Below are 26,428 nucleotides of genomic sequence, written 5' to 3'. Positions count from 1 at the left end.
CGATTTGCGCGCGATGCCTTCTTTTGACTGCGAAATTTACGGCGTGGCAATGCGAAGGGTCTCTTAATCTTCTGCGTGTAGCTTTAGCGCAAATCATTGGCGCGCATTGACTGATATTTCGTATGGCTTTTTCAGGCACGCAGCTTGCCGACAAGAATATCGTGGACCGCCGTCAAGCGCATCGTAACACCGATGTCGCGAAGGCGGTTCGACGCACGCGCGAGCGCCTGTCGCAGCGCGATGGCAATCCGGTCTTCGATCGCGAACTCCTGAAGCTTCATGCGCGCGCCATGATCAACACCGCGGCGGCCATTCCGCTGATGGTGCTCGTCGTTACGGCGGCAGGCGTCTTTCTGGGCACCGGACCGCAGATCGTCGTCTGGGGCGTCATCACCGTCGCCTGCTATCTGGGACTGGCGCTGATCGCGCGCCGCGTCGACCGTTCGGACATCAACGAACTCGATGCGGTCGGTGTCAAACGCAGCTTTCTGCTCGGACATTTCGTCAGCGGTCTCGGCTGGGCCTATCTCGCCACGATCGAATGCGTCGAATGCCAGCTCGATCAGTTCACCTTCGTCAAGACGGTCATCATCCTCATCGCAATCGCGTCGACGGCCCTGATCTCCCACACGCTGCGAGGCGCGCTGTTCTTCACCTTCGCCCTGCCGGTGGCGGTTTTCGCTTACCAGACGGTCAGCCCGTCGGAACCTATCGAAGCTATCATGGTGGCGCTTCTGGCTCTTTCTCTGGGCTTCTTCACCTTCGTCGCGCGAGACATGAACCGGTCGGCGGTGATGCTTCTGTCCTATCAGACCGAGAAAGACGAACTGATCGGCGAACTCGAAACCGCCAAGGCGATGTCGGACGAGGCGCGCCGACGTGCCGAAGAGGCGAATCTGGCGAAATCCCGCTTTCTGGCGACGATGAGCCATGAATTGCGCACGCCGCTCAATGCGATCCTCGGTTTTTCGGAGGTGATGGGCACCGAGGTGCTCGGCCCGATGCACAACGAGACGTATCGCGACTATTCGCGCGACATCAATGCATCCGGCCAGCATTTGTTGAACCTCATCAACGAGATTCTCGATCTCTCCCGCATCGAAGCCGGGCGCTACCAGCTCAACGAGGAACCGCTGTCGCTTGGCGGCGTCGTCGAGGAGTGCTGCCATTTAATGGAACTGAAGGCACACAAGAAGAACATTCGCATCGTGCAGCAATTCGAACCGGTTCTGCCGCGCCTTCTTGCCGATGAGCGCTCGTTGCGACAGGTCACGCTCAATCTCCTGTCCAACGCGGTCAAGTTCGCGCCGAACGGTTCGGAAGTACGCGTGCGGGTCGGCTGGACGGCGGGCGGCGGTCAGTATGTCTCGGTCAAGGACAACGGGCCGGGTATTCCGGCAGACGAAATTCCGATCGTGCTTTCGGCATTCGGGCAAGGTTCGATCGCAATCAAGAGCGCCGAGCAGGGAACCGGCCTCGGCCTACCCATCGTGCAGGGACTGCTCGAGCTTCATGGCGGCGAATTCCAGCTTCGCTCGAAATTGCGCGAAGGCACGGAGGCCATCGCCATCCTGCCGTCGTCGCGTGTCATGGAAGCGTTGCCTGCTTTGCCGACTATGCAGAAGGCAACGGGCCGCCGCTGATCACCAGACCGGATCAGTTCTGCCGGATCGTCATCGAGGCGTGAACCTGCGCAGCGTTCTTGAGAACGAGCGCGCCCATCGCCGCGCCGACGCCCTCCCCTTCGCCGATATCGAGATCGACGAGCGGCTTCAGACCGAGCGCGGCCGCGGCGTTTCTTTGCCCGCGATTGGCCGTGAGATGGCCGAGAACGCAATGGTCGAGCGCGTCTTCCCGCACCGCGTGCAGCACGGCCGCCGCGGCCAGCGAAACGATACCGTCCAGAACGACCGGGATGCGCTCCATGCGCGCGGCCAGGATCGCCCCGGAAATGGCCGCGATCTCGCGGCCTCCCAGCCGGCGCAGCGCTTCCAGCGGGTCCTTGACGTGACCGCCATGCAAAGCGACCGCCTGATCGATCAGACGGATGCGCCGCTCCGTCATGTCGGCATCTCCCTCGGGCTTGATCCAGTCCAGCGCGGCCTTGCCGTGCAGCGCCATCAATAGAGCCGCCGCCACGGTCTCGCCGCCGACGCCGAGCGAGCCGACGCAGATCAGGTCCGCGCCGCCGGCAATCGCCTCCATGCCGAACGCCATCGTCACCGCGCAGCCGCGCTCGTCGAAGGCCGGGCCTTGCGAAATATCGGCGACCGGCATGTGCAGGGCCAGATCGAAAACCTTAAGGCCGAAATCGTTCGCCGCGCAGATCTGGTTGATGGCCGCGCCGCCGGCCGCGCAGAACTCGACCATCGCCTGGGTCTCGTCCTGTCCGCGCGTGCTGATGTCATGGCGCGTGATGCCGTGCGTGCCCGCAAAGATCGTCACCATGGGCCGCGCGATCTGCGGTTCGCTGCGTCCTTGCCATCCGGCCAGCCAGACGGCGAGTTCGCCCATGCGGCCGAGGCCCACGCCCTGCGCTTCCAGAAGCCGCAACCGGCCTTCCGCTTCGCGCCGTGCCTTAGCGTCGGGCTGCGGCAGCCTGCGCAGGAGATCGCGATAGTCGTCGAATGGCAGACCGCTCGTCATTTGATGCTCCTTGTCCGAGTGGCTAGCGCAATAGCGCCGCTGCGCCGCAATCTCAATGGCGAAGAACCGCCGCCTTGCGCCGCGCAGCCGTTTGGCCCATCTGTGACAGATGTTCAGGATAACACGATGACGGCGATCGAATCCCCTTGCATTCTCATCTGCTCGATCGATCTGACGAGCGGGTACTGCTTCGGGTGCGGGCGCACGCGCGAGGAAATCGGCGCTTGGATATCCATGACGCCCGAGCAACGACGCGAAACCATGGCGCTGTTGCCGGCCCGGATAGCCACGATGGAGCGGCGACCCCGACGCGAAACGCGGCGCAGCCGTATGGCGCGCGAACGCGGACTGGCGGAGAACTGAGCATGGGGCGCTTCTTCTGGATCATCGTCGCGGTCATGGCGCTCGGCCTTGTCGGGCTGATTGCGATGGAGGATGGCGGGACATTGTTCGGGCTCGACGGCGACGGGCTGGCGCGCACGCTCTATCTGGGCGTTCTGGGCGCGGTCGTCGGTGTGGGCCTGCTTGGCTCCGGCCAGCGCTTCGGACCGATGGCGCGCACGCTCGCGATCTGGCTCGTCATCATCATGGCGCTGATGGTCGGCTATCAGTATCGCTACGAGTTGCAGGACGTCGCCAGCCGCCTCACCGCCGGCCTCGTGCCGGGCAGCCCGCTGTCGATGGTCGACGACGACGGGCGTGCGGCGGTCATGGTCGACCGGCTGTCGAACGGGCATTTCGAGGTTCGGGCAGCGATCAACGGAACGGCGGTCAACACCGTTGTCGATACCGGGGCGACGGTGACCGTTCTCAGCGCAGCAGACGCAATCCGCGCCGGTTTCGATCCGGACGCGTTGAGCTTCACCGTGCCGATCATGACGGCCAACGGGCCGGCAGAGGCGGCGCGGATCACCATCGACGAAATCCGCATCGGCGACATTTCGCGCACGCGCCTGCCCGCGCTCGTCGCTGCCGAAGGACAACTCGACCGAACGCTTCTCGGCATGAACTTCATCGGCTCGCTGTCCGGCTTCGAGATGCGCGGGGAGCGTCTGATCCTGAGGGATTAGACCGTCAGTGCGAATCCCACGACGGCGAAAAGTCGTAGTCGCAAATCCGCATATTCGTCGCGCCGAGCGACGATATCGCCTGCATTTCGGCATCGGTGAGCGCGAAATCGAAAATCGCGAAGTTCTCGGCCAGACGTTCGCGCTTCGTCGTGCGTGGAATCGCGACGATGCCGTCCTGCTGGAGGTGCCAGCGCAGGACGATCTGTCCGGGCGTCCGGCCATGCTTCCCCGCCGCCTCGACGATTACCCGTTCGGCGAACAGATCGCCGCCCCGCGCCAGCGGGCAGTATGACGTCATTGCCATGCCCGCCTCGCGGCACGCGGCATGGACCTTCGACTGATCCAGATAAGGGTGATGCTCGACCTGGTTGGCGACGAGCGGGGCATCGGAAAGCGCGATCGCTTCGGCCAGCAGTTTCGTGGGAAAGTTCGACACGCCGATATGCCGGGCCAATCCGTCGGTCCGGGCGTTGTTCAAGGCCGCGATGGTTTCGTCCAGCGGTACTGCAGGATTCGGCCAGTGGATCAGGAGCAGGTCGACCTGATCCAGCCCGAGCTTTTCAAGGCTCGTTTCCGCAGAACGGCGTAAATCGTCGGCGCCCAGATCGGTCCACCAGACCTTGGTGGTGACGAAGACGTCGTCGCGCGCAACACCCGACCGGCGAAGGCCGTCTCCGACCGCCTCCTCATTGGCATACATCGCCGCCGTGTCCAGATGACGATATCCGACCTCGAGAGCATGGGCGACGAGGTTCGCGCAGCCCTCGCCTTCAAGGGTCCATGTCCCAAGTCCGAGCGCGGGAATCCGCGCGCCGTTTGCATCGATCGTGTGCATCCGTCAGTCCCTATCCTTGGCTTTGCCTTCGTGTTTCATGCTACCGACAGGCACCAACCGCGATTCTTCCATGACCGAACTAATGCAGCCACCGCAGAAAAACAAATCGCGCATCGAGGCCATCGATGCCGCGCGCGGTCTGGCGCTCGTGGCGATGGCGATCTACCATTTCGCGTGGGATCTCGAATTCTTCGGCTACGCTACGCCCGGCATGACGGCCGAAGGCGGCTGGCGCATCTTCGCCCGTTCGATCGCCTCGTCGTTCCTGTTCCTCGTCGGTTTCAGCCTTTATCTGGCCCATTGGCGCGGCGTGCGCTGGCGTCCCTATTGGTGGCGCATGGCGCAGGTCGCGGGAGCGGCAGCGGCGATCACGCTTGTCACCTTTTTCGCGACACCGGATGCCTTCATCTTCTTCGGCATCCTGCATCAAATCGCGGCGGCGAGCCTCATCGGCCTCGTCTTCCTGCGCGTCCCCGCTGTCGCGCTCGTGGCGGCTGCGGCCCTCGTCATTGCGCTGCCCAATCTATGGCGCGCAGAAATTTTCACGGCACCGCTTTTGTCATGGATCGGCCTTGCCACGACCAATCCGCGCTCAAACGACTTCGTGCCGCTCTTCCCCTGGTTCGGCGCGGTGCTGCTCGGCATGGCGGCAGCGAAATTCGCGCTGGCTACAGGTTGGACCGAACGGGCGGCCGGCAAGGAATTGTCAGGCTGGACGCGTCCCCTGCAGTTCGCCGGCCAGCACAGCCTTGCCGTCTATCTTCTGCACCAGCCGGTCCTGATCGGCGCGATCTTTCTGGCCTCGCTGGTCGCACCACCGGCGCCGGAGGCCCCGCTGGCGGGTTTCGAGCGTGGCTGCGTCGCGCAATGTCTCGACATGCAGGATGCCGCCTTTTGCGAAGCCTATTGCGGCTGCGTGATCGCCGAGATCGACCAGAGCGGACGCACGAACGAACTCTTTGCCAGCGAAGCCGACGACACAACCTCAGCCTGGCTTGGCACGATTGCCGCGCAATGTTCGATGTCGACCGTACATGAGCCTCAGGGAGACGACCGATGACGACGACTGAAAAGCCGCCGATGCGCTTTCCCTGGCCCGTGGCAATTCTCCTCGCCTTCACCACGTTGGCGGTGATTGCCGGGATCTTTCTTCCTCTACCGTGGTTTCGTGGCCCGTTCGGGGAGTTTCTGGCCGGCCTCGGCGCGCTCGCTGTTCTCGGCGGCGCCGCGCTGATCATCATGGTGATCGCGAAATTCCGCAGCCGGCGAACACCGGTCGCGCCCTATGCAGCGGCCATGCACCTCGTGACCGACGGCCCGTTCGCCATCAGCCGAAACCCGATCTATCTCGGCATGGTGACGATCATGTTCGCGGTCGCGCTCGTATTCGGGAATCTCTGGTTCGTGCCATTCGCCATCGCGACCGCGTTTGCAATCAGCCTTTTGGCAATTCGTCCGGAAGAACGGCATCTGGAACAGCGGTTCGGCAAAGCCTATCGCGACTATGCAAAACGCGTTCGGCGCTGGATCTGAATAAAGCGTCTCAGGTGTTTACTCCAAGCTCGGCCAGCCGCTCCACGCAGGCTTCCTCCGCGCTGTCGAGTTCGGACAGCGTTTCCTCCAGATCGCGGCGCTTCTGGCGCAGATCCTCGCGCTTTTCCTCGATTCGCTTGATCATCAGCTTGAGTTGACCGACCTCGCCGGGCGGCGTCCGGTATATCTGGATGATTTCGCGGATTTCAGAGATGGAAAAACCGAGACGTTTGCCCCGCATGATCTGCTTGATCAGGTGCCGGTCTGCCGGGCGGAACAGCCGTGTGCGGCCTCGGCGAACGGGAAGGATCAAGCCCTCATCTTCGTAGAACCGCAAGGTGCGGGTCGATACGCCGAACTCGCGCGTGAGTTCGGTTATCGTGTAAAATTCCCGCATGCCGTTTCCAATCAGGAACTTGAACCTTCCGGAAATTGCCACGGCATTTACGTAAAAGTCAATTGCGGTGGATGCTAACCCAACCCGAACCACCAGGTCGCCAGCCCCAGAAAGGCAAAGAATCCGACGACATCCGTGGTGGTCGTCACGAAAACGGGCGATGCGACCGCAGGGTCGGCGCCGAATTTATGCAGAACCAGCGGCAGGAGAATGCCGGCCAAAGCGGCGACGAACAGATTGATCAGCATTGCGGCCGCAATGACGCCACCGAGATCAGGACTCGAAAACCAGGTTCCCGCGACAATGCCGATCAGAACGGCGAACAATCCACCATTGATGATGCCGACGCCCATCTCACGACGTATGATGCGTCCGGCGTTGTAAATATCGAGATCGCGCGCGGCGAGTGCCCGTACCGTCACGGTCATGGTCTGCGACGCGGCATTCCCGCCCATTCCGGCGACGATCGGCATCAGGATCGCGAGCGCCACGATCTCCTCGATCGTCGCATCGAAAAGTCCGATGACGGACGCTGCCAGGAATGCCATGACCAGATTGACCATGAGCCAGGGCACGCGAAGCCGCGAGGTGGTGAGAACCGTATCGGAAAGCTCTTCATCACCGACGCCGCCCATGCGCAGCAAATCTTCCTCGGCCTCTTCCTGGATGACGTCGACGACGTCGTCGATGGTCAGGACACCGACAAGCCTGTCGTTCTCGTCCACCACGGCTGCGGTCAGAAGATCGTACTGCTCGAATTCCTGCGCCGCCTCTTCCTGATCCATCGTGGCCGGAATGGCGTGACGCGTCTCGTGCATCACGTCTTCGATGCGCACGCTTCGCTGGCTGCGCAGGATGCGGTCGAGATCTACCGCCCCAACGAGCCGGAACGTCGGGTCGACGACGAAAACCTGATGGAAGCTCTCGGGAAGGTTCTTGTCCTCGCGCATGTAGTCGATCGTCTGGCCGACCGTCCAGAACGGGGGAACGGCGACGAACTCCGTCTGCATGCGCCGGCCGGCGCTCTCTTCCGGGTAGTCCAGCGACCGACGCAGCCTGATCCGCTCGGTGAACGGAAGCTGCGCCAGAATCTCGTCCTGATCCTCCGGATCGAGGTCTTCGAGAATGTAGACCGCGTCGTCCGAATCGAGTTCCTGAACGGCCTGCGCGATCTGCGCATTCGGTAATTGCTCGACGATATCGAGGCGGATGGCCTCGTCGACCTCGGTCAAGGCCGTGAAGTCGAAATCCTCGCCCATGAGGACGACGAGCCGACGACGATCATCTACGTCCAGCGCTTCGAGAAGATCGCCGACTTCCGACTGGTGAAGGTTCGAAAGATCGGCCTTCAGCGTGTCGGCATCGCCGTTCTCGATCGCCTCACTGATCGCCGACAGAAAATCCGAACGGATGGCGCCGTCGTCATTGTAGATGCCGAGCGAGGTATCCTCGCCGCCGTGATTTTCGTTTTCAGCGGCAGTCATCGGCGCCTCCACGGATATCGGGCTGGAGAATTGGAAATTGCGGCTTCGTGAATGCGGAGCCGTCTTTTGCAAGTGGGTAAGCCGAAGGACAGTGCGTCGCAAGGCCATCTGCCGACAATTCTTTTCCAGTGTGCCATCAGCTTTTGAAAATCGTGTGTCGGATCGCCCGGTCCCGCCTCGCCTTCACGGTTCGGATACCCTATTTTCGTAACGTGGGACGATCTGAAACGGAGCGGCAGATGCTCGACTGGGCGTCATTCAGAAACAAGCACGATGCGGACAGGGTTGCGCCTCCCACCAACGTCCCCGAACCGGATCAGCGCCAGCCGGTCGGCATAGCTCTTGCGCTGGGTGGCGGCGCGGCGCGCGGCTGGGCGCATATCGGCGTCCTTCGTGCGCTGGATGAAGCCGGTATTCACATCAACATGATCGCGGGAACGTCGATCGGCGCCCTCGTTGGCGGATGCTATCTCGCCGGCAAGCTGGACGAGTTGGAGGAGTTCGCACGCTCGCTGACGCGCCGGCGCATTTTCGGGCTGCTCGACTTCAATCTGCGCGGGTCAGGACTGCTCGGCGGCATGCGCCTGACGGCACGCATGCAGGAGCACCTCGAGGGGCTGACCTTCGCCGATCTGCCCTGCCCGTTCGTTTGCGTGGCGGCGGAAATCCGCACCGGCCATGAAATCTGGCTGTCGAGCGGATCGCTCATCACGGCGATGCGCGCTTCCTACGCGCTGCCAGGCGTCTTCGAGCCGGTCGTCGCCAACAGGCGCGTTCTGGTGGATGGGGCGCTGGTCAACCCGGTGCCCGTCTCGGTTTGCCGCGCCTACGAACAGCCGCTCGTCGTCGCCGTCAATCTTCACTACGATCTGTTCGGCCGTGCAGCCGTCATCAAGCACAGTGCGGACATGCCGGAAGACGGCGAGAACAGCGACAGCTCGAAAACGCCGCTGGTCGTGGATAAGGGTCCTTATGCACGCGAATCCCGGCTCGGCATCACCGGCGTCATGGTCGAAGCCTTCAACATCATCCAGGACCGCATTTCGCGCGCGCGCCTTGCCGGCGATCCGCCGGATCTGTCGCTCCAGCCCAAGCTTGGACATATCGGCCTGACGGAATTCCACCGTGCCGACGAACTCATCAAGCTCGGCTATGACGCCACGAAGGCGCAAATCGGCGAACTCAACCGCTTGCAGAACGTTATCTAGCCTGGCGTCGATGTCGTAATCGACTGCCTGACTTGCTGCATCGCGAAGCGGCGGAAAAGAGGCATGGATTCCCGCGCCGAGCACAGGAATGACGGCATTGAGAGTAATGCCAACCGTCAGGACTGGAGATTCGCCGAACCACTTATGCACCGTCATTCCTGTACTCGTCACAGGAATACATGCCTCGTTATATCCGCTTCGAAGCGGACTCCGCTCTCGCCGCGTCGATGATGCGAAACTGGACCGAGCGCGCGCCGTTCCAATAGTTCGAGCCGATGGAACCAGCGACATGCACGGTCTGGCCCCGCCCCGTCGCAAGGAAGTTGCCGAGGTCGCTGTCGGCAACGCGGAAGGCCATCGCCTGAATGCGACCGCCCATCTCTGATGCCAGATCGACGCGCAGATGGCCGTTGCCGACGGCGCGCGCATCGAGAATCCGGTGGCGCGGCAGTACCAACACCGGCTGCGAATGGCCCGCCCCGAACGGACCGGCGGTCTCCAGCGCATCGACAAGTTCGAAGCGTGCGCCTTCGGCAGAGAGCGCCGCATCGATCTTCAGCGTCTCGCCGTCGCGCAGATTTTTAACCTGCTCTGCCGCCCGCTCCTCGAAAAAGGTACGAAGCGCGCCGAGATTTTCGCGTCGCACGGTAATGCCAGCCGCCATGGCGTGACCACCCCCCTTGACGAGCAGGCCGGCTTCGACCGCGTCGCGAACGAGGCGTCCAAGATCGAAGCCCGACACAGACCGTCCCGAACCGGTGCCGACGCCATTGGCGTTGAATGAGATCGCGAAGGCCGGCCGGCGTGCGTGATCCTTGAGACGCGAGGCAAGCAGCCCGACGATGCCAGGATGCCAGTTGTCACTGACCGCGACGAGAACCGCAGGCCCGTCGCCGCGCACCAGTTCGGCGTCCGCCTGTTCCTTGGCGTCGAGAAGCATCGCCGCTTCCATCGCCTGCCGCTCCTGATTGAGCCGGTCGAGCGTCTCGGCAATGGTTCCGGCCTCGACGGGGTCGTCGCAGGCCAGCAGTTTCGAGCCCAATGCCGCATCGCCGATGCGCCCGCCGGCATTGATGCGCGGGCCGATGATGAAGCCGAAATGGAAGACGTTGATGGGTTCGCCGATCCGCGCAATCTTCGCCAGCGCCGCGATGCCGGGATTGCCGAGCCGGCGCGCGGCGACCAGCCCCTTGACCACGAAGGCGCGGTTGATGCCGATCAGCGGAACCACGTCGCAGACCGTCGCCAGCGCGACGAGGTCGAGCATTGCGAGCAGATCGGGCAAATCCGCCCGGCCTCGGCTACGCAGAATGCTTGTCACGCGCACCAGCGTGAGGAAGACGACGCCGGCCGCGCACAAATGCCCCTGCCCGGAAAGATCGTCCTCCCGGTTCGGGTTGACGACGGCATGTGCGGCGGGAAGCGGGCCGCCGACCTGATGGTGATCGAGAACGACGACAGAAGCCCCGGCTTCGTTCGCCGCATCGATGGAGGCCACGCTGTTGGTGCCGCAATCGACAGTCACGATCAGGTTCGCGCCGCGCGAGATGAGTTCACGCATCGCATCAGGATTAGGGCCGTAACCCTCGAATATCCGGTCTGGAATATAGATCTCGGAGTGGACGCCGAAATGGTCGAGATATCGCTTCATCAGCGCCGACGAGCACGCACCGTCGACGTCGTAATCGCCGAAGATCGCGACAGGTTCGCGGCGCTCGACGGCGTCGGCGATGCGCTCCGCCGCCTTATCCATGTCGGTCAGTGACGCTGGATCAGGCATCAGCTCGCGGATCGTCGGATCTAAAAAGCGCGGCGTCTCGTCGAGACCGACACCCCGCGCGGCCAGAACCCGCGAGACGATATCGGCAACGCCGTGGGTCTGCGCGATGGCGAGTGCGATGTTTTCCTGACGTGGATCGAGCCGATGTTCCCAGGCAAGCCCGCGCGCCGACTTTCGAACGTCAAGGAAATGCCGCCCCTCGGGCATCAGCGGGCCAAAAGCCGCATCAGCCGGCACGCTCGATGCGGATGACCTGCGGCATGTCGACGAGGTGGCCGTCTTTAGTCACGCCGTCGATCGCCTTGCGCACAGCCGCTTCCGTCGTCTCATGCGTGACGAGGATGACGGTCTTCTGCTCGGCCGGCGTATCGCTGTCGGAATGCTGGACGATCGATTCCAGCGAGATGTCGTTGTCCGCCATGCGCCGTGCCAGCGCCGCGAAGACGCCCGTTCGGTCATGAACCGTCAGGCGGATGAAATAGCCGCCTTCGTGGCTGCGCATCTTCGCCTTCTTGCAAGGTGCGAGTTCCTTCGCCGGACGCCCAAAGACCGGGCCGTGCTGGAAGCCGGGGCGGCTCTTGGCAATGTCCGCGATGTCGCCGATGACGGCCGAGGCGGTCGCGTTGCCGCCAGCGCCGGGACCCGAGAGAAGCAGTTCGCCCAGAATGTCCGTCTCGATCGCGACGGCGTTCGTTACACCATGAACCTGCGCAATAACGGAGGCGGTCGGCACCATGGTCGGGTGAACGCGCTGCTCGATCCCGGTATCGGTCTTCTGCGCCACGCCGAGGAGCTTGATCCGATAGCCGAGTTCGGACGCCGCACGGATATCGGCCTGCGTGATGTTAGAAATGCCTTCCAGATAGATATCGTCGGCCGCGATCTTCGTGCCGAAGGCAAGGCTGGTCAGGATCGACAGCTTGTGAGCCGTGTCGTTGCCTTCGATGTCGAAGGTTGGATCGGCTTCCGCATAGCCAAGACGCTGCGCGTCCGCGAGACAGTCTTCGAACGAGATGCCCTCCGCTTCCATGCGGGTCAGAATATAGTTGCAGGTGCCGTTGAGGATGCCGAAGACGCGCAGGACCGTATTGCCGGCCAGCGCCTCGCGCATCGTCTTGATGATCGGGATGCCGCCTGCGACCGCCGCCTCGTAATTGAGCAGCACGCCGCGCTTTTCCGCTATTTCGGCAAGCGCGATGCCGTGTTTGGCAAGCAGCGCCTTATTGGCGGTCACGACATGACGTCCTGCCTCGAGCGCTGCTTTCACGGACTGCCTGGACGGGCCTTCATCGCCGCCGATCAGTTCCACGAAAACGTCGATGTCGGCGGATTTCGCCAGTTCGACCGGATCGTCGAACCATTGAAATCCTTCGAGCGCGATGCCACGATCGCGTGCCTTATCGCGCGCGGCGACCGCGACGATCTCGATCGGTCGGCCGCATTGGCGCGTGAGTTCCGCCGACCTTTCCGTGACCAGCCGGACGACCGATGCGCCGACGGTTCCCAGACCGGCTATTCCCACACGCAATGCTTCACTCATGCCCTCGAAACCCCTTATTGCCTTCGAAAATCCTAACGCCGCGCACCGATCGGCACGACATTGTCCGGAAGCGGCGCGGCCGCGCCGAGAAACTTCTTGATCGAGCGCGCCGCCTGCCGGATGCGATGTTCGTTTTCCACCAGCGCAAGGCGTACATAATCGTCGCCATGCTCGCCGAAACCGATGCCCGGCGCCACGGCAACGTCGGCCTTCTCGACCAGAAGCTTGGAAAATTCCAGCGAACCGAGCGCCCGGTACTGCTCGGGGATCGGCGCCCAGGCGAACATCGTCGCGGCCGGCGCGGGGATCGTCCATCCGGCGCGTCCGAATGCGTCGACCATCACGTCGCGGCGGCGGTGATAGACGCGGCGCACCTCGTCGATTTCGGCTCCGTCGCCATTGAGCGCGGCCGTGGCGGCGACCTGAATAGGCGTGAACGCACCATAGTCGAGATAGGATTTGACGCGCGTCAGCGCCGATATCAGCCGTTCGTTGCCGACCGCGAAGCCCATGCGCCAGCCCGGCATCGAAAACGTCTTCGACATGGATGTGAACTCGACCGCGATATCCATCGCGCCCTCGACCTGAAGGATCGAGGGCGGCGGCGTGCCGTCGAAATAGATTTCGGCATAAGCCAGATCGGACAGGATGATCAAATCGTGCTTGCGCGCGAATGCCACCACATCCTTGTAGAAATCGAGCGAGGCGACATGCGCCGTCGGATTCGACGGATAGTTCATGATCAAAGCGAGCGGCTTGGGGATCGAATGCTTGATCGCCCGTTCCAGCGCGGGGATGAATCCGTTGTCCGGCTCGACCTGCATCGAGCGGATGACGCCGCCCGACATGATGAAGCCGAAGGCATGGATCGGATAGGTCGGGTTCGGGCACAGGATCACGTCGCCGGGTGCGGTGATCGCCTGCGCCATGTTGGCGAAGCCTTCCTTGGAGCCGAGCGTGGCGACGATCTGCGTATCGGCGTTGAGTTTCACGCCGAAGCGGCGCGCATAGTAGCTTGCCTGCGCGCGCCGAAGGCCCGGAATGCCGCGCGAGGAGGAATAACGATGCGTGCGCGGATCGCGCACCACGTCGACCAGCTTGTCGACGATCGCGGCCGGCGTCGGCAGGTCGGGATTTCCCATGCCCAGATCGATAATGTCCGCGCCCTGCGCCCGCGCGGATGCTTTCAGGCGATTGACCTGTTCGAACACATAAGGCGGAAGGCGGCGGACCTTGTGAAACTCTTCCATGGCAACGGTTCCGGAGCGGGAGGGCGACGGCGGCTATACACCCGTTTGGCGTTACGGTCGAGGGATGGCGGCGTCAGTTGCCTTCGATGCGGCTGATCGCATCGGCCGAATGCCTGCCCCCGATCTGACGAAGCTGATCGGCTGACGATGCCGGCGTCGCCGCCGGCGTCGGACCTTGACGGCGCGCGCGCAAATCCTCGGCGGTGGCCGCACGTTCCTCGGGCGTCAGTTGCGCCGTTGCGGGGGTCATGGGCACATTGAGATTGGGATAGGCTCCAGATCCTGCGGACGCCGTCGAGGCGGAGGCGCCCTGGCTCACCGGTGCCGCGCAACCCGCGCCTGCAAGTCCGATACCAACCAGTATCGCCAAGGCGGCAGAGCGTGTTCCAGCCATCGTTTTCTTCCTGCGTTTCGTCAGCACTTTATTGGACCGGTTCGATCCCGTCGTGCTAGTCTGTAAAGAAAATGCTTGTGGGAGGAAGCTTAAAAATCATGGCCGGCCGCAAGACATCGCAGGAAAAGGTCCAGCCCGAGGCGTCCGCCATCGAGGACTACCTGGTGAAGAACCCCGAAGAATTCGCGGTCAACATCTCTCACATGATGGAAGAGGCGGGCAAAGTGGCGTCCGCATGGTCGGCACCGCGCGAGAAGGGCGAGGTTCGCGACACCGTCGCCGAGCCGATGGCCGACATGGTCAAGACCTTTTCGAAGCTGACGGAATACTGGCTTTCGGACCCTTCGCGTGCGCTCGAAGCGCAGACCCGGCTCTATTCGGGCTATATGGAGGTGTGGACACGATCACTGACGAAGGTGGCCGACCCGGATGCGCCCGACGTGCCGCAACCGGTCGACAAGCGCTTCAAGGATCCCGATTGGGGGCGCAACGCGTTTTTCGACTTCCTGCGCCAGACCTATCTCGTCACCTCGCGCTGGGCCAACGATCTCGTCGAGCATGCCGACGGTCTCGACGAACACACCCGCCACAAGGCGCAGTTCTACGTCAGGCAGATCAGCCAGGCGATCTCGCCCTCCAACTTTATTTTGACCAATCCCGAGCTGTTCCGCGAAACCGTTTCGAGCAACGGCGCGAATCTGGTGCGCGGCCTGAAAATGCTCGCGGAGGATATACAGGCCGGTAAGGGCGACCTGAAACTTCGCCAGTCGGACGCCTCCCGCTTCAAGATCGGCGAGAATATCGCCATGACGCCGGGCAAGGTGGTCGCGCGCAGCGAATTGGCGGAGATCATCCAGTACGAGCCTGCTACAAAGGAGGTGCTGAAGCGCCCCCTCCTGATCTGCCCGCCATGGATCAACAAGTTCTACATTCTCGACCTCAACCCGGAAAAATCCTTCATCCGCTGGGCAGTCGAACAGGGCCACAGCGTCTTCGTCATCTCCTGGGTCAATCCGGATGAGCGCCACGCCCGCATGGGCTGGGAAGCCTATATAGATCAAGGCATCCGCTTCGCCCTCGACACGATCGAGACGGCGACGGGCGAAAAACAAGTCAATTCGGTTGGCTATTGCGTCGGCGGCACGCTGCTTGCCGCCGCCCTCGCTTTGTTCGCCAAATCGGGCGAAAAGCGCATCGCCTCGGCGACATTGTTCACCACGCAGGTCGACTTCACTCATGCCGGCGACCTCAAGGTATTCGTCGACGAGGACCAGATCACCGCGCTCGAGCACGCCATGGAAACGCGCGGCTATCTGGAAGGCACCAAGATGGCGACCGCGTTCAACATGCTGCGGGCCGGCGACCTGATCTGGCCCTATGTCATCAACAACTACATGCGCGGCAAGGCGCCGATGCCGTTCGATCTGCTTTACTGGAATTCCGATTCGACGCGCATGAGCGCCGCGAACCATTCCTACTATCTGCGCAATTGCTATCTGGAGAACAGTCTGGCGGCCGGGAAAATGATGCTCGGCGGCAAGAAGGTGGCGCTTAAGGACATCAAGGTCCCGATCTACAACCTGGCCACCCGCGAAGATCACATCGCGCCCGCAAAGTCCGTCTTCGCCGGCAGCGGGCTCTTCGGTGGTCCCGTCGACTACGTGCTGGCCGGTTCGGGCCATATCGCGGGCGTCGTCAACCCGCCAGCGGCGGGCAAGTATCAGTTCTGGACGGGCGGCACACCGAAGGGAAACTTCGATGCCTGGGTCGAAAAGGCCGAGGAAACGGCTGGTTCATGGTGGCCGCACTGGGACGCTTGGATACGTGCCCACGAGGATGCAACAGTGAGGCCGCGCAAGGTCGGCAAGTCCACCGAAGTCCTTACCGATGCACCGGGAGACTATGTCAAAGTGCGGGTATAGACAGATCGGGCGAATTACCCAATACTCCGCGCCGATCGGCCAAGACTGCCGTCCGTCGCGGATAAAATCAGCCACTTTGGCGTCTTGGTCGGCTGAAACGGAACCCTGTGTTGTGTTTTGGGTCCAGTTCCGCTAGGTCACCTGTCGTCAGGTCAAGAAACCTGCGTTCGTGGGATGCGAGCGCCTTGCTCGTCCGGAGCACATTCGAGGGGACAAGCCTTGTCTGCAAACGCCACGCGCCCGATTGCCTTCGGTCGTCTCATGCTTGCAGCGCTGACCGCCACCTTGCTTGCTTCCTGCTCGGCGACGTCGGATACCGACGGAACGTTGTTCGGGTTCTCCCCGCAATATGGCGCGACCGGCGTTCCTGGCGAAGCTTCTGTGGAAGTCGCCGAAGCGGTGCAGGACAATGCTTCCGAAGAAAGCGACGCGGTTTCCCCGCCGCAGAGTGCCGCCATCGAGGCTGACGCCGACACGGCAGATGCGCCGGCGGCGGCTCCCGTAGAGCCAGAAGCAGTTGCCGAGACGGTGCCGGCTGAGCCAGCAGAGAGCGATCAGACGCAGTTGCAGGCGCGAGAGCCTTCGCCTGCCGTGCCGGAGACTGTGGAAACCGCCGCGCAGCAAACAGAGCCGGAGCCGGCCAAGCGAGGCTTCCTGTCGGCATTCTTTTCGCCGCAACAATCGACGGGCGCTTCCGCGCCTCTTGCTGCTGCTGCCCAACAAAATGAAACGGCCCCGCGCCCGGTCGTCGATCTGGAAGACAGCCAACCCGCGCTCGCAGCGGCGGCGACCAGCCGCCCCTCGATGATCGACACCGCGTCCTTCGGCAATGATGCTCTCCCCGGCGTTCGAGACAATGCCGGCCTGTTCGAGATCAGCCGGCGCAACGGCATCGACGACGACAGCGACATCGACATGCTCGAAGGCGGCGGGCTTTATCAGGTCGCCTATGCGCCGGGCCTCGCCCGTCTGGCGCCGAACGGTCTGTTGAAACAGCACGACAAGGTCGAGGTCGGATGCTTCCGCCCCGAACTCGTCGCCATTTTGCGAGCGATCGAGAATCGCTTCGGCCAGAAGGTGATCGTCACCTCCGGATATCGCAGCCCCGAGCACAATCGGCGCGTTCGCGGCGCGCGTGCCTCTCAGCACATGGCCTGCGCGGCGGCCGACATTCACGTTCCAGGTGTCCACAAGATGAAAGTGGCCGAGTTCGTGCGCGCGATGCCCCGGCGCGGCGGAGTCGGCACCTACTGCCATACCGAATCCATTCATGTGGATACAGGCCCCGAGCGCGACTGGAACTGGCGTTGCCGCAGGCGAGGCTAGGATTGCTCCTGGAATGCTGTTTTCCGCCGACGTTGCGTAAGTCTCGATGCATCAGAAAAATCGGAAAAACGGCCTTGGGCGGCTTGTGTGCTTCGCGGAAGCTTACTATAAACCGCGTCGTTGGAACGCGCCCATCGTCTAGCGGTTAGGACAGCGCCCTTTCACGGCGCAGACAGGGGTTCGATTCCCCTTGGGCGTACCAACATTCTTTACCCTCTTTAACGTGTTGAATGATCGAGTAATCGAGCATTCTCGGTTTGCTCTTCCACCCACTTTTCCCCCACGTCCTCGCACGCGAAAGCGTGTACAAGCAGTTTAGCAACGAGGACGCTACTATGACGATCGCAGCAGTCTGGCACGACACAGAAGGCGTCTGGGTGGCCGCTGATACTCGCATCTCCAGACCAGACCGTTCTGGTAGCGGTGTTGCAATAACGACCGACGCGGGAGCGAAAGTTTACCCGCTCCCGATCAGTTGCCGCATGGCGCCGCGCAATCTAACTGAACTGGCGACGTTTGGTCCGCTGTTTTACAAGGGAACACTGGGACTTGCGTTCGCCGGGAACGTTTCAGCAGCTTCTCAGGCCATCGCAACGATGTCTCTTGCGTGTGGTCAACTCACGGGATCGGCCTCGACCCCTCCGAGCTTGGACGATCTGGCGTCTCTTTTGGGGCGTATACTGAAGCGCTATGTTGAAAACATAAGGGAGGTCACGAATAACCTTAAAGATCGGGGCTTGTGTGATTTCGTCATTTTTGGAAAGTGTCCCGCCTCGAACGAAATGCAGATACGTCACATTTCGGATGAGTTCGATGGAAGTGAGGTAACGATACGAATTACTGACGTTTCGACATCAGCATCATTTCCTGGCGTGATTATAGGCGGCGAGGATGAAATAAAGCGTTTTATGTCTCGATATGCGCAACTTCGCATCGATAACACCGCCGCGAGACTGCCGAAGAGAATAGTGGCTGAGATGGCGGGTGAGGGAAGAGGAGCGGTGGGCGGCTCTGTCTCAATCGGCCTAGCTGATTTCACGTCTGAATTCAGAGTGTATTGGACGGCCGAGCCAATTCGATATGGCGAACCAACTGCGCGACGAACGCTAAATGGTATTGATATCGATGTCGAGCTCGGACGGGTCGGCCCGCTAGTGATCGGCACATTTGGTATGGGTTGAGCGCGATCCTTCAAGCATACCTTCGGAAGCTAAGCCTGAGCTTTTAATGCTCGAAATACACTCGCGCGGCTTATATCCAAGATCGTCGCGATCTGCTCGGCAGCCTGCCCCTCGGCTTTAAGGCGCACAACATCATCTGCCTTCGCCATAGCCGTTGCCTTTTGACCCTTATATTTACCGTCAGCCCGCGCCTTCGCGATGCCTTCCCTCTTACATGCGGTCGCTTCCGGGGTTGAATGCGAGCGCGCTTGGTGCCAAATCTGTTTTCAATCAGTTCCGTTGCGACCGGCAGGATATAATGGTCACCTATCTAGATGCGGAGGCGGCCCCTTCGCGCAATACCGGCCAGATCCGGCTCTATAACGAAGACGCGTTCGAAGGCATGCGCAAGGCATGCCAACTGACGGCACGCTGCCTCGACGCGCTGGCGGGCCTCGTGAAGCCGGGCACGACGACGGAATCGATCGACCGTTTCGTCTTCGAGTTTGGCATGGACCATGGCGCCCTGCCCGCCACGCTCAACTATCGCGGCTACACGAAGTCCTCGTGCACATCGATCAATCACGTCGTCTGCCACGGCATTCCCGACGCCAAGCCCCTGCGCGAGGGTGACATCGTCAATATCGACGTTACCTACATCCTCGACGGCTGGCATGGCGATTCGAGCCGGATGTATCCTGTCGGCCAGATCAAGCGCGCGGCGGAGCGTCTTCTCGAAGTCACGCATGAATGCCTGACGCGGGGCATTGCCGCCGTGCGGCCGGGTGCACGCACCGGGGCGATCGGGGCGGCGATTCAGTCTTTCGCCGAAGCCGAGCGCTGTTCGGTGGTTCGGGATTTCTGCGGCCACGGCGTCGGGCGCCTGTTCCACGACGCGCCGAACATCCTGCACTATGGCAGCCCGAACGAAGGCGTCGAAATGCGTGAGGGCATGATCTTCACCATTGAGCCGATGATCAATTTGGGACGCCCGCATGTGAAGGTGCTTTCGGACGGCTGGACTGCGGTGACGCGAGACCGTTCGCTTTCGGCGCAATATGAGCACACGGTGGGTGTGACCAAGGACGGATGCGAAATCTTCTCGCTGTCACCCGGCGGTCTCGACCGCCCCGGCCTTGCCTGACGGCCTGCCGATGAACGAGGGCGAGGCGGACGACGAGCGTGGTTTTTTCGCAGAGCGGCCGTTCACGCTCACCGCCGATCCGACGCCGATCCCGCCACTCGTCAGGCAATCGAAGACCGCATCCGGCCCGGCTCCGGACAAGCCGCATTATCACGGCCATCGGGATCGCTTGCGCGTGCGATTTGCCGAAGGTGGTGCTTCGGCGCTTGCCGATTACGAACTTCTCGAGTTGATCCTGTTCCGCTCCATTCCACGCGCCGATACCAAGGGTATCGCAAAGGCGCTTCTGGCCCGCTTCGGCTCCTTCGCCGAAGTTCTCGGTGCCGATCCGACATTGCTGGCGGAAGTCAAGGGCGTCGGCGCTTCGACCGCGCTCGACCTCAAAATTGTTGCCGCTGCGGGCAGTCGTCTGGCGCGCGGCGAGGTTGGCAAGCGCGAAATTCTCGGCTCATGGAACCAGGTACTCGATTACTGCCGCGCGGCGATGGCATTCGAGACGAAGGAGCAATTCCGCCTGCTCTTCCTCGACAAGAAGAACGCGCTGATCGCCGATGAGGTGCAGCAACGCGGCACGATCGATCATACGCCGGTCTATCCGCGCGAGGTGGTGAAGCGCGCGCTGGAGCTCTCCGCGAGCGCGCTGATCCTCGTGCACAACCATCCATCAGGCGACCCGACGCCCTCTCGCGCGGATATCGAGATGACCAAAACGATCGCTGATGCCGCCAAGCCGCTCGGGATCTCCGTGCATGATCACATCATCATCGGCAAGAGCGGCCATGTGAGCATGAAGAGCCTGCGCCTGTTCTGACCCGCCGAAATCGCTGGTGTCCACCAGCATGTTGGCGATAAAGCGATTCGATCATCACCGTGGAATCGCGACCATGTCCCTGCCCTATCTTCTGCCGATCCTGCTTTTGGCCGTCTCGAACGTGTTCATGACGTTCGCCTGGTACGGTCACCTCAAATATCCGACCGCGCCGTTGCTCGTGGTGATCGGCATAAGCTGGCTCATCGCTTTTCTCGAATATTGCTTTGCGGTTCCCGCCAACCGCATCGGCCACGGCGTCTACTCCGCCGCCGAACTCAAGACCATTCAGGAAGTGCTGACACTCACGGTCTTCGCCGTGTTTTCGGTCTTCTATCTAGGCGAGAGCATCACCGTGAACCACGTTGTCGGCTTTACGCTTATCTGCGCGGGGGCATTCTTTATTTTCAAGGGGCCAATCGGCTGAACGCGAAAAGGGCGCCTTGCGGCGCCCTTTTCAAACTCTTCGAAAGCTGAAATCGCTTTATGCGGCTTCGCTCTCATTGGCCTGCTCGGCTTCGACGCGGGCGCGGTCGGCAGCGCCCTTTGCATCGACGTCGCGCTCGACGAACTCGATGACAGCCATCGGCGCGTTGTCGCCGTGGCGGAAACCGGCCTTCATGATGCGCAGATAGCCGCCGTGACGGTCTGCATAACGCGGCGCGATGTCGTCGAACAGACGCTTGGCAGCGGCTTCCGAACGGGTCGACGAGATGACCTGACGACGGGCGTGCAGGTCACCGCGCTTGCCGAGCGTGACGAGCTTTTCCACGATCGGGCGAAGTTCCTTCGCCTTCGGCAGGGTCGTCACGATCTGCTCGTGCTCGATAAGGGATGCGGCCATGTTGGCGAACATCGCCTTGCGGTGGCTGGCGGTACGGTTCAGCTTACGGCCGGAATTTCCGTGGCGCATGAGCTTGCTCCTTCACATTTGATGCGAGGCATCAAGCCTCAATACTGATCTTCGTAGCGCTTGGCGAGGTCGTCGATGTTCTCCGGCGGCCAGTCGGCCACGTCCATGCCCAGATGGAGACCCATCGAGGCGAGAACTTCCTTGATCTCGTTCAACGACTTGCGTCCGAAATTGGGCGTGCGGAGCATTTCCGCCTCCGTCTTCTGGATCAGGTCGCCGATATAGACGATGTTGTCGTTCTTCAGGCAGTTCGCCGAACGGACCGAAAGCTCCAGTTCGTCGACCTTCTTCAAGAGCGCCGGGTTGAATGCCAACTCGGTGACCTGCTCCGAAGCGACTTCCTTCTGCGGCTCTTCGAAATTGACGAAGAGGCCGAGCTGGTCCTGAAGGATACGGGCGGCGAAAGCCACCGCATCTTCACCGGAAATCGAACCGTCGGTCTCGATCTGCATGGTCAGCTTGTCATAGTCGAGAACCTGGCCCTCGCGGGTGTTCTCGACCTTATAGGAAACCTTGCGGACCGGCGAATAGAGCGAATCGACCGGGATGAGGCCGATCGGCGCGTCTTCGGCGCGGTTGCGCTCGGCCGGGACATAGCCCTTGCCGGCGTCGACCGTGAACTCCATGCGGATTTCCGCGCCCTCGTCGAGCGTGCAGATCACATGATCGGGGTTCAGGATCTCGACATCGCCGACGGTCTGAATGTCGCCGGCAACGACAACACCCGGACCCTGCTTGCGCACGACCATGCGCTTGGGACCTTCGCCTTCCATGCGGATGGCGATTTCCTTGATGTTGAGCACGATGTCCGTCACGTCCTCGCGAACGCCCGGGATCGACGAGAACTCGTGCAGGACGCCGTCGATCTGCACAGCCGTAACGGCTGCGCCGCGAAGCGACGACAAAAGCACGCGGCGAAGCGCGTTGCCGAGCGTCAGGCCGAAGCCACGCTCGAGCGGCTCGGCGACGAGCGTCGTATTGGTACGGCCCTTGGACTTGAACTCGACCTTGTTCGGCTTGATGAGTTCCTGCCAGTTTTTCTGGATCATTCGATTTTCCTTCCGTTTCCCCGACACCATCCAATCGTGCCAGGCAATACTGGAAATCGCAGAGGAGCGCCGGACATCCGGCGCTCATGCAATGTGTGAACTGTTAGACGCGACGCTTCTTGCGCGGGCGGCAGCCATTGTGCGGGATCGGCGTCACGTCGCGGATCGACGTGATCATGAAGCCCGCGGCCTGAAGCGCGCGAAGTGCCGACTCACGGCCGGAACCGGGACCGCAAACCTCGACTTCGAGGGTGCGCATGCCGTGCTCTTGCGCCTTCTTGGCGCAATCTTCGGCGGCGACCTGAGCGGCGAACGGGGTCGACTTGCGCGAACCCTTGAAGCCCTGAGCACCGGCAGAAGACCAGGCAATCGCGTTGCCCTGTGCGTCGGTGATGGTGATCATGGTGTTGTTGAAGGTCGAGTTGACGTGCGCGATGCCCGTCGAGATGTTCTTGCGTTCGCGGCGGCGAATGCGTCCGGCTTCCTTGGCCATGATATTCCTTTCAAATGATCTCGTCGCCGCCGTAATTCCAGCGGCTCCACCAGGAAGGGAAGCAGGGAGCGAGGGAAAGGGGAAATTGCGTTTCCCTATTTCCCTATTTCCCTATTCCCCTTCAATTCTTACTTCTTCTTACCGGCAATCGCCTTCGCCGGACCCTTGCGGGTGCGGGCGTTGGTGTGCGTGCGCTGGCCGCGAACCGGCAGCGAACGACGGTGGCGCAGGCCACGGTAGCAGCCAAGGTCCATCAGGCGCTTGATGTTCATCGAAACTTCGCGGCGCAGATCACCCTCGACCTGATAGTCGCGGTCGATCGCCTCGCGGATTTGCAGCACTTCGGCGTCGGTCAACTGGTTGACGCGGCGGTCGAGCGGGATGCCGACCTTCTCAACGATCTCGGACGCGAACTTCGCACCGATACCGTGAATGTACTGAAGCGCGATGATCACGCGCTTGTTGGTCGGAATATTGACGCCAGCTATACGGGCCATCTTCGTCTCCATCTAATGTCGGATACCCGACGGTTCTTGTTATCCCGCGTCCGGTGGAGGCCGGCCCATGCGAGGTTTCCTGCACCATGAGGGGCGCATGCCCGAAAGCGGCGCGCCCCGTTCACGAATTGGGAAGACGCGCCGCTATAGGGCAAGTCGGCACGCGGGTCAACCCCGCACGCCATCAGTCCGCTTTTGCGAGGATGTCCTCGATCTCGTGGGTGACGGCGTCCATGTCCTGCATGCCGTCGATCGTCACCAGTTCGCCCGTCTGCTTGTAATGCGCGGATAGCGGCGCCGTCTTCTGGCGATACTCTTCGAGTCGTTTGGCGAACGAATCGGCATTGTCATCGGCGCGCACGGTGCCGCCGGCCGCAATCGTATCGGCGACCCGCTTCTTCATGCGCTCGATCAAGGCCGATTCGTCGACCTTGAGTTCGATGACCGCGTCGAGCTTCTGACCCTTTGCGCCCAGCATCGCCGAGAGAGCCTCGGCCTGCGCGACGGTGCGCGGAAAGCCATCGAGTATGAAACCCTTGCGGCAATCCGGCTCATCGATCCGGTCGGACACGATCTGGTTGACGACGTCGTCGGAAACGAGCTGGCCCGCATCCATGATCGCCTTCGCGCGGCGACCGATCTCGGTGCCATTCGCCACAGCCGAGCGCAGCATATCCCCCGTGGAAAGCTGCGGAATGCCGTGTTTCTCGACCAGCCTTTGTGCCTGCGTCCCCTTCCCCGCTCCCGGCGGGCCAAGCAAAATTAGTCTCATCGTCCCCTCTTACCACCACGCAGCTTCGACTTCTTGATCAACCCTTCATACTGATGGGCAATAAGGTGCCCCTGCATCTGCGCGACCGTGTCGAGCGTGACGCTGACGACGATCAGCAGCGACGTTCCGCCAAGATAGAACGGCACGCCAGTGGCCGAGATCAGGAATTCCGGCACAAGGCAGACCACGATCAGATAAGCCGCACCCACCGTCGTTATGCGAGTCAGCACATAGTCGATATACTCGGCCGTGCGCTCGCCGGGACGGTAGCCCGGAATGAAGCCCGAATGCTTCTTCAACTGGTCGGCGGTGTCCTTAGGATTGAAAACGATCGCCGTGTAGAAAAAGGCAAAGAACCCGATAAGAGCGGCGTAAAGCACCATATAGAGCGGCTGGCCGTGGCCGAGAGCGGCCAGAACCGAATTCGCCCATGCCGGCAGGTTCGTCGTGTCGGAGAAGCCGGCGGCGGTGGCCGGCAGAAGCAGCAGCGACGAGGCGAAGATCGCCGGAATGACGCCGGCCGTGTTCAGCTTCAGCGGCAGGTGAGACGTGTCGCCCTGGAACATGCGGTTGCCGACCTGGCGCTTCGGATACTGGATCAGAAGCCGGCGCTGTGCACGCTCAAAGAAGACGATCACACCGATCAAGATAACGGCCAGGACAAGGATCGCCAGGATCAGGGTCGTCGACAGCGCGCCGGTGCGGCCGAGTTCCAGTGTGCCGGAGATCGCAGACGGCATACCGGCGACGATGCCGGCGAAGATGATCAGCGAGATCCCGTTGCCGAGACCGCGCGCGGTGATCTGCTCGCCGAGCCACATCAGAAACATCGTGCCACCGACCAAAGTGATGACGGCGGAAATGCGGAAGAACCAGCCCGGATCAGTCACGATGTTCGCGCCGCCCTCGAGACCGACGGCGATGCCGTAAGCCTGAACCGTCGCCAGAAGCACGGTGCCGTAGCGGGTGTACTGATTGATGATCTTGCGGCCCTGCTCGCCTTCCTTCTTCAACTGCTCGAGCGTCGGCACCACGGCCGTCATGAGCTGCATGATGATGGAGGCGGAAATGTAGGGCATGATGCCGAGCGCGAAGATCGCCATGCGCTCGACCGCGCCGCCCGCGAACATGTTGAACATGCCGAGGACGCCGCCGGACTGCTGCTGGAAGGCCTGAGCGAAGGCATCCGGGTTGATGCCAGGCATCGGGATGTAGGTGCCGAGCCGGTAGACGAGCAGAGCGCCGAGCGTGAACCAGATTCGCTTTTTGAGGTCTTCGGCCTTCGAGAAGGCCGCGAAATTCAGATTTGCGGCAAGTTGTTCTGCTGCAGATGCCATAAGTCTCTCCGAACGCAGGCGGATCAGCCGAGGAAAAGCCGGCGCGCGGAAAACCTGTCACGCACTGTCCGTCGGTTCAAGCCGTGGAAGGCACGACATAAGGCCACGCCCGACAATATGCAAGCGGCGGCACAAGGCCGCCGCTTCAATCAACGCATGTCGCCGTGGATTACTCCGCAGCGACCTTTTCAGGCACCTTGACGGAGCCGCCGGCCTTCTCGACCTTTTCGACAGCCGACTTGGAAGCGCCTGCAACGTCGAAGGACACTTTCGACTTGATCTCGCCATTGCCAAGAAGGCGCACGCCGTCCTTGGCGCGGCGGACGAGGCCCGCATTCACCAATGCGTCGATCGTGACGGCTTGCTTGGCGTCGAGACGACCCGAATCGATCGCTTCCTGCACCTTGCCGACGGAAATCTCGTTGAATTCCTTGGCAAACGGCACCTTGAAGCCGCGCTTGGGCAGGCGACGATAGATCGGCATCTGGCCGCCCTCGAAGCCGTTGATGGCGACGCCCGAACGCGAGCTCTGGCCCTTCACGCCACGGCCGCCGGTCTTGCCCTTGCCGGAGCCGATACCGCGACCGACGCGCTTGCGCGAATGGGTCGCACCATCGACATCATGAAGTTCGTTGAGTTTCATTTTGGTCGCTCCTGCTTACGCCTCGTCCACGAGGCGGACGAGATGCTGCACTTTGGCGATCATGCCGCGAACCGAAGGAGTATCCTCCAGCGTGCGGCGACGATGCATCTTGTTCAAACCGAGTCCGACGAGCGTTGCGCGCTGGGCGTCCGGACGGCGAATGGGGCTGCCGATCTGTTCGACGGTCAGCGTCTTTGCCTTCTTGGCCATAGAACCAATCCTTCCCT

General features: G+C 61.9%; 29 protein-coding genes and 1 tRNA gene. 13 read left to right on the top strand and 17 right to left on the bottom strand.

The window, feature by feature from the left end; all coding sequences use genetic code 11:
- Positions 1-122 precede the first annotated feature (122 nt).
- Positions 123-1,643, top strand: coding sequence for a sensor histidine kinase (locus tag GTW25_RS04570; protein WP_252910789.1), 1,521 nt, complete (start codon positions 123-125; stop codon positions 1,641-1,643).
- Positions 1,644-1,656: 13 nt separating this feature from the next.
- Here GTW25_RS04570 and GTW25_RS04565 read toward each other — a convergent pair whose 3' ends face one another.
- Complete coding sequence (locus tag GTW25_RS04565; protein WP_252910788.1) at positions 1,657-2,646, bottom strand: nicotinate-nucleotide--dimethylbenzimidazole phosphoribosyltransferase; 990 nt, start codon at positions 2,644-2,646, stop codon at positions 1,657-1,659.
- A 126-nt stretch (positions 2,647-2,772) separates the two neighbouring features.
- Here GTW25_RS04565 and GTW25_RS04560 point away from each other — a divergent pair, with 126 nt between their 5' ends.
- On the top strand, positions 2,773-3,009 hold the full coding sequence (locus tag GTW25_RS04560; RefSeq protein ID WP_252910787.1) for a DUF1289 domain-containing protein: 237 nt from the start codon (positions 2,773-2,775) through the stop codon (positions 3,007-3,009).
- A gap of 2 nt (positions 3,010-3,011) precedes the next feature.
- On the top strand, positions 3,012-3,716 hold the full coding sequence (locus tag GTW25_RS04555; protein ID WP_252910786.1) for a TIGR02281 family clan AA aspartic protease: 705 nt from the start codon (positions 3,012-3,014) through the stop codon (positions 3,714-3,716).
- 4 nt (positions 3,717-3,720) lie between these two features.
- On the opposite strand, the gene GTW25_RS04550 is transcribed toward GTW25_RS04555, so the two are convergent.
- Positions 3,721-4,551: an aldo/keto reductase gene (locus GTW25_RS04550; RefSeq protein WP_252910785.1), complete on the bottom strand. Its 831-nt coding sequence runs from the start codon at positions 4,549-4,551 to the stop codon at positions 3,721-3,723.
- A gap of 70 nt (positions 4,552-4,621) precedes the next feature.
- On the opposite strand from GTW25_RS04550, the gene GTW25_RS04545 reads away from it, so the two are divergent.
- Positions 4,622-5,611 (top strand): heparan-alpha-glucosaminide N-acetyltransferase, encoded by a 990-nt coding sequence (locus GTW25_RS04545; protein WP_252910784.1) that lies wholly within the window; start codon positions 4,622-4,624, stop codon positions 5,609-5,611.
- Positions 5,608-6,084, top strand: a complete 477-nt coding sequence (locus GTW25_RS04540) for a methyltransferase family protein (RefSeq protein WP_252910783.1) — start codon at positions 5,608-5,610, stop codon at positions 6,082-6,084. Before GTW25_RS04545 ends, GTW25_RS04540 begins: the two co-directional genes overlap by 4 nt.
- Positions 6,085-6,094: 10 nt before the next feature.
- On the opposite strand, the gene GTW25_RS04535 is transcribed toward GTW25_RS04540, so the two are convergent.
- Together GTW25_RS04535 and mgtE are read right to left on the bottom strand one after the other, a co-directional pair.
- Positions 6,095-6,481, bottom strand: coding sequence for a MerR family transcriptional regulator (locus GTW25_RS04535; RefSeq protein ID WP_252910782.1), 387 nt, complete (start codon positions 6,479-6,481; stop codon positions 6,095-6,097).
- Between the two features lie 74 nt (positions 6,482-6,555).
- Entirely contained in the window at positions 6,556-7,965 is a 1,410-nt protein-coding gene (mgtE, locus tag GTW25_RS04530) for a magnesium transporter (protein ID WP_252910781.1), read from the bottom strand.
- A gap of 239 nt (positions 7,966-8,204) precedes the next feature.
- Here mgtE and GTW25_RS04525 point away from each other — a divergent pair, with 239 nt between their 5' ends.
- Positions 8,205-9,173, top strand: coding sequence for a patatin family protein (locus GTW25_RS04525; protein WP_252910780.1), 969 nt, complete (start codon positions 8,205-8,207; stop codon positions 9,171-9,173).
- 187 nt (positions 9,174-9,360) lie between these two features.
- On the opposite strand, the gene recJ is transcribed toward GTW25_RS04525, so the two are convergent.
- The 4 genes from recJ to GTW25_RS04505 all read right to left on the bottom strand — a co-directional run bounded on the left by recJ (position 9,361) and on the right by GTW25_RS04505 (position 14,137).
- On the bottom strand, positions 9,361-11,160 hold the full coding sequence (gene recJ, locus GTW25_RS04520) for a single-stranded-DNA-specific exonuclease RecJ (RefSeq protein WP_372493080.1): 1,800 nt from the start codon (positions 11,158-11,160) through the stop codon (positions 9,361-9,363).
- A gap of 19 nt (positions 11,161-11,179) precedes the next feature.
- Positions 11,180-12,493, bottom strand: coding sequence for a homoserine dehydrogenase (locus GTW25_RS04515; protein ID WP_252910779.1), 1,314 nt, complete (start codon positions 12,491-12,493; stop codon positions 11,180-11,182).
- Between the two features lie 32 nt (positions 12,494-12,525).
- Positions 12,526-13,743, bottom strand: a complete 1,218-nt coding sequence (locus GTW25_RS04510; RefSeq protein WP_252910778.1) for an LL-diaminopimelate aminotransferase — start codon at positions 13,741-13,743, stop codon at positions 12,526-12,528.
- Positions 13,744-13,816: 73 nt separating this feature from the next.
- Positions 13,817-14,137 (bottom strand): hypothetical protein, encoded by a 321-nt coding sequence (locus GTW25_RS04505; protein WP_252910777.1) that lies wholly within the window; start codon positions 14,135-14,137, stop codon positions 13,817-13,819.
- Between the two features lie 98 nt (positions 14,138-14,235).
- Between GTW25_RS04505 and GTW25_RS04500 the strand changes: the two genes are divergently transcribed.
- The 4 genes from GTW25_RS04500 to GTW25_RS04485 all read left to right on the top strand — a co-directional run bounded on the left by GTW25_RS04500 (position 14,236) and on the right by GTW25_RS04485 (position 18,566).
- Positions 14,236-16,059: a PHA/PHB synthase family protein gene (locus GTW25_RS04500; RefSeq protein ID WP_252910776.1), complete on the top strand. Its 1,824-nt coding sequence runs from the start codon at positions 14,236-14,238 to the stop codon at positions 16,057-16,059.
- Between the two features lie 219 nt (positions 16,060-16,278).
- Positions 16,279-17,385 carry a YcbK family protein gene (locus GTW25_RS04495; protein WP_252910775.1) on the top strand — a complete coding sequence of 369 codons (1,107 nt, stop codon included), beginning with the start codon at positions 16,279-16,281 and terminating at the stop codon, positions 17,383-17,385.
- Positions 17,386-17,512: 127 nt separating this feature from the next.
- A tRNA-Glu gene (locus tag GTW25_RS04490) sits at positions 17,513-17,587 on the top strand.
- Positions 17,588-17,720: 133 nt separating this feature from the next.
- Positions 17,721-18,566, top strand: coding sequence for a hypothetical protein (locus GTW25_RS04485; RefSeq protein ID WP_252910774.1), 846 nt, complete (start codon positions 17,721-17,723; stop codon positions 18,564-18,566).
- 29 nt (positions 18,567-18,595) lie between these two features.
- Here GTW25_RS04485 and GTW25_RS04480 read toward each other — a convergent pair whose 3' ends face one another.
- Complete coding sequence (locus tag GTW25_RS04480; protein ID WP_252910773.1) at positions 18,596-18,715, bottom strand: helix-turn-helix domain-containing protein; 120 nt, start codon at positions 18,713-18,715, stop codon at positions 18,596-18,598.
- A gap of 149 nt (positions 18,716-18,864) precedes the next feature.
- Between GTW25_RS04480 and map the strand changes: the two genes are divergently transcribed.
- The 3 genes from map (at position 18,865) to GTW25_RS04465 (ending at position 20,924) form a co-directional block, all read left to right on the top strand.
- Complete coding sequence (map, locus tag GTW25_RS04475) at positions 18,865-19,689, top strand: type I methionyl aminopeptidase (RefSeq protein WP_252910772.1); 825 nt, start codon at positions 18,865-18,867, stop codon at positions 19,687-19,689.
- Between the two features lie 10 nt (positions 19,690-19,699).
- Complete coding sequence (gene radC / locus GTW25_RS04470; RefSeq protein WP_252911396.1) at positions 19,700-20,500, top strand: RadC family protein; 801 nt, start codon at positions 19,700-19,702, stop codon at positions 20,498-20,500.
- A gap of 73 nt (positions 20,501-20,573) precedes the next feature.
- Positions 20,574-20,924 (top strand): DMT family protein, encoded by a 351-nt coding sequence (locus GTW25_RS04465; protein ID WP_252910771.1) that lies wholly within the window; start codon positions 20,574-20,576, stop codon positions 20,922-20,924.
- A gap of 57 nt (positions 20,925-20,981) precedes the next feature.
- Here GTW25_RS04465 and rplQ read toward each other — a convergent pair whose 3' ends face one another.
- The 8 genes from rplQ to rpmD all read right to left on the bottom strand — a co-directional run bounded on the left by rplQ (position 20,982) and on the right by rpmD (position 26,411).
- Positions 20,982-21,410: a 50S ribosomal protein L17 gene (gene rplQ / locus GTW25_RS04460; protein ID WP_252910770.1), complete on the bottom strand. Its 429-nt coding sequence runs from the start codon at positions 21,408-21,410 to the stop codon at positions 20,982-20,984.
- Between the two features lie 38 nt (positions 21,411-21,448).
- On the bottom strand, positions 21,449-22,459 hold the full coding sequence (locus GTW25_RS04455; protein ID WP_252910769.1) for a DNA-directed RNA polymerase subunit alpha: 1,011 nt from the start codon (positions 22,457-22,459) through the stop codon (positions 21,449-21,451).
- A 103-nt stretch (positions 22,460-22,562) separates the two neighbouring features.
- On the bottom strand, positions 22,563-22,952 hold the full coding sequence (gene rpsK / locus GTW25_RS04450; protein WP_252910768.1) for a 30S ribosomal protein S11: 390 nt from the start codon (positions 22,950-22,952) through the stop codon (positions 22,563-22,565).
- 128 nt (positions 22,953-23,080) lie between these two features.
- Positions 23,081-23,449: a 30S ribosomal protein S13 gene (gene rpsM / locus GTW25_RS04445; RefSeq protein ID WP_252910767.1), complete on the bottom strand. Its 369-nt coding sequence runs from the start codon at positions 23,447-23,449 to the stop codon at positions 23,081-23,083.
- A 184-nt stretch (positions 23,450-23,633) separates the two neighbouring features.
- A complete protein-coding gene (locus tag GTW25_RS04440; protein WP_252910766.1) occupies positions 23,634-24,221 on the bottom strand; it encodes an adenylate kinase in 588 nt (195 codons plus the stop codon).
- Entirely contained in the window at positions 24,218-25,558 is a 1,341-nt protein-coding gene (gene secY / locus GTW25_RS04435; RefSeq protein WP_252910765.1) for a preprotein translocase subunit SecY, read from the bottom strand. Before secY ends, GTW25_RS04440 begins: the two co-directional genes overlap by 4 nt.
- A gap of 169 nt (positions 25,559-25,727) precedes the next feature.
- The gene (rplO, locus tag GTW25_RS04430; RefSeq protein ID WP_252910764.1) at positions 25,728-26,201 is read right to left on the bottom strand and encodes a 50S ribosomal protein L15; all 474 of its coding nucleotides are present in this window, start codon (positions 26,199-26,201) and stop codon (positions 25,728-25,730) included.
- Positions 26,202-26,216: 15 nt separating this feature from the next.
- Entirely contained in the window at positions 26,217-26,411 is a 195-nt protein-coding gene (gene rpmD, locus GTW25_RS04425) for a 50S ribosomal protein L30 (protein WP_252910763.1), read from the bottom strand.
- Positions 26,412-26,428: the final 17 nt, after the last annotated feature.

The organism is Aliihoeflea aestuarii (assembly GCF_024105665.1).
Classification (GTDB): Bacteria; Pseudomonadota; Alphaproteobacteria; order Rhizobiales; family Rhizobiaceae; genus Aliihoeflea; species Aliihoeflea aestuarii.
The sequence above is the reverse complement of the archived record's forward strand: the minus strand, read 5'-3'. Positions and strand labels throughout refer to the sequence as shown.

What these genes read in the sequence shown, in the direction of transcription:
- GTW25_RS04570 (WP_252910789.1), top strand. Translation starts at nt 123, where the DNA reads ATGGCTTTTTCAGGCACGCAGCTTGCCGACAAGAATATCGTGGACCGC.
- GTW25_RS04505 (WP_252910777.1), bottom strand. Translation starts at nt 14,137, where the DNA reads ATGGCTGGAACACGCTCTGCCGCCTTGGCGATACTGGTTGGTATCGGA.
- secY (WP_252910765.1), bottom strand. Translation starts at nt 25,558, where the DNA reads ATGGCATCTGCAGCAGAACAACTTGCCGCAAATCTGAATTTCGCGGCC.
- GTW25_RS04480 (WP_252910773.1), bottom strand. Translation starts at nt 18,715, where the DNA reads ATGGCGAAGGCAGATGATGTTGTGCGCCTTAAAGCCGAGGGGCAGGCT.
- rpsM (WP_252910767.1), bottom strand. Translation starts at nt 23,449, where the DNA reads ATGGCCCGTATAGCTGGCGTCAATATTCCGACCAACAAGCGCGTGATC.
- map (WP_252910772.1), top strand. Translation starts at nt 18,865, where the DNA reads ATGGTCACCTATCTAGATGCGGAGGCGGCCCCTTCGCGCAATACCGGC.
- GTW25_RS04465 (WP_252910771.1), top strand. Translation starts at nt 20,574, where the DNA reads ATGTCCCTGCCCTATCTTCTGCCGATCCTGCTTTTGGCCGTCTCGAAC.
- GTW25_RS04510 (WP_252910778.1), bottom strand. Translation starts at nt 13,743, where the DNA reads ATGGAAGAGTTTCACAAGGTCCGCCGCCTTCCGCCTTATGTGTTCGAA.
- recJ (WP_372493080.1), bottom strand. Translation starts at nt 11,160, where the DNA reads ATGCCCGAGGGGCGGCATTTCCTTGACGTTCGAAAGTCGGCGCGCGGG.
- GTW25_RS04540 (WP_252910783.1), top strand. Translation starts at nt 5,608, where the DNA reads ATGACGACGACTGAAAAGCCGCCGATGCGCTTTCCCTGGCCCGTGGCA.
- GTW25_RS04455 (WP_252910769.1), bottom strand. Translation starts at nt 22,459, where the DNA reads ATGATCCAGAAAAACTGGCAGGAACTCATCAAGCCGAACAAGGTCGAG.
- GTW25_RS04500 (WP_252910776.1), top strand. Translation starts at nt 14,236, where the DNA reads ATGGCCGGCCGCAAGACATCGCAGGAAAAGGTCCAGCCCGAGGCGTCC.
- rpsK (WP_252910768.1), bottom strand. Translation starts at nt 22,952, where the DNA reads ATGGCCAAGGAAGCCGGACGCATTCGCCGCCGCGAACGCAAGAACATC.
- rpmD (WP_252910763.1), bottom strand. Translation starts at nt 26,411, where the DNA reads ATGGCCAAGAAGGCAAAGACGCTGACCGTCGAACAGATCGGCAGCCCC.
- radC (WP_252911396.1), top strand. Translation starts at nt 19,700, where the DNA reads ATGAACGAGGGCGAGGCGGACGACGAGCGTGGTTTTTTCGCAGAGCGG.
- GTW25_RS04485 (WP_252910774.1), top strand. Translation starts at nt 17,721, where the DNA reads ATGACGATCGCAGCAGTCTGGCACGACACAGAAGGCGTCTGGGTGGCC.
- GTW25_RS04515 (WP_252910779.1), bottom strand. Translation starts at nt 12,493, where the DNA reads ATGAGTGAAGCATTGCGTGTGGGAATAGCCGGTCTGGGAACCGTCGGC.
- GTW25_RS04565 (WP_252910788.1), bottom strand. Translation starts at nt 2,646, where the DNA reads ATGACGAGCGGTCTGCCATTCGACGACTATCGCGATCTCCTGCGCAGG.
- GTW25_RS04555 (WP_252910786.1), top strand. Translation starts at nt 3,012, where the DNA reads ATGGGGCGCTTCTTCTGGATCATCGTCGCGGTCATGGCGCTCGGCCTT.
- GTW25_RS04550 (WP_252910785.1), bottom strand. Translation starts at nt 4,551, where the DNA reads ATGCACACGATCGATGCAAACGGCGCGCGGATTCCCGCGCTCGGACTT.
- mgtE (WP_252910781.1), bottom strand. Translation starts at nt 7,965, where the DNA reads ATGACTGCCGCTGAAAACGAAAATCACGGCGGCGAGGATACCTCGCTC.
- rplQ (WP_252910770.1), bottom strand. Translation starts at nt 21,410, where the DNA reads ATGCGCCACGGAAATTCCGGCCGTAAGCTGAACCGTACCGCCAGCCAC.
- GTW25_RS04535 (WP_252910782.1), bottom strand. Translation starts at nt 6,481, where the DNA reads ATGCGGGAATTTTACACGATAACCGAACTCACGCGCGAGTTCGGCGTA.
- GTW25_RS04440 (WP_252910766.1), bottom strand. Translation starts at nt 24,221, where the DNA reads ATGAGACTAATTTTGCTTGGCCCGCCGGGAGCGGGGAAGGGGACGCAG.
- GTW25_RS04525 (WP_252910780.1), top strand. Translation starts at nt 8,205, where the DNA reads ATGCTCGACTGGGCGTCATTCAGAAACAAGCACGATGCGGACAGGGTT.
- GTW25_RS04560 (WP_252910787.1), top strand. Translation starts at nt 2,773, where the DNA reads ATGACGGCGATCGAATCCCCTTGCATTCTCATCTGCTCGATCGATCTG.
- rplO (WP_252910764.1), bottom strand. Translation starts at nt 26,201, where the DNA reads ATGAAACTCAACGAACTTCATGATGTCGATGGTGCGACCCATTCGCGC.
- GTW25_RS04545 (WP_252910784.1), top strand. Translation starts at nt 4,622, where the DNA reads ATGACCGAACTAATGCAGCCACCGCAGAAAAACAAATCGCGCATCGAG.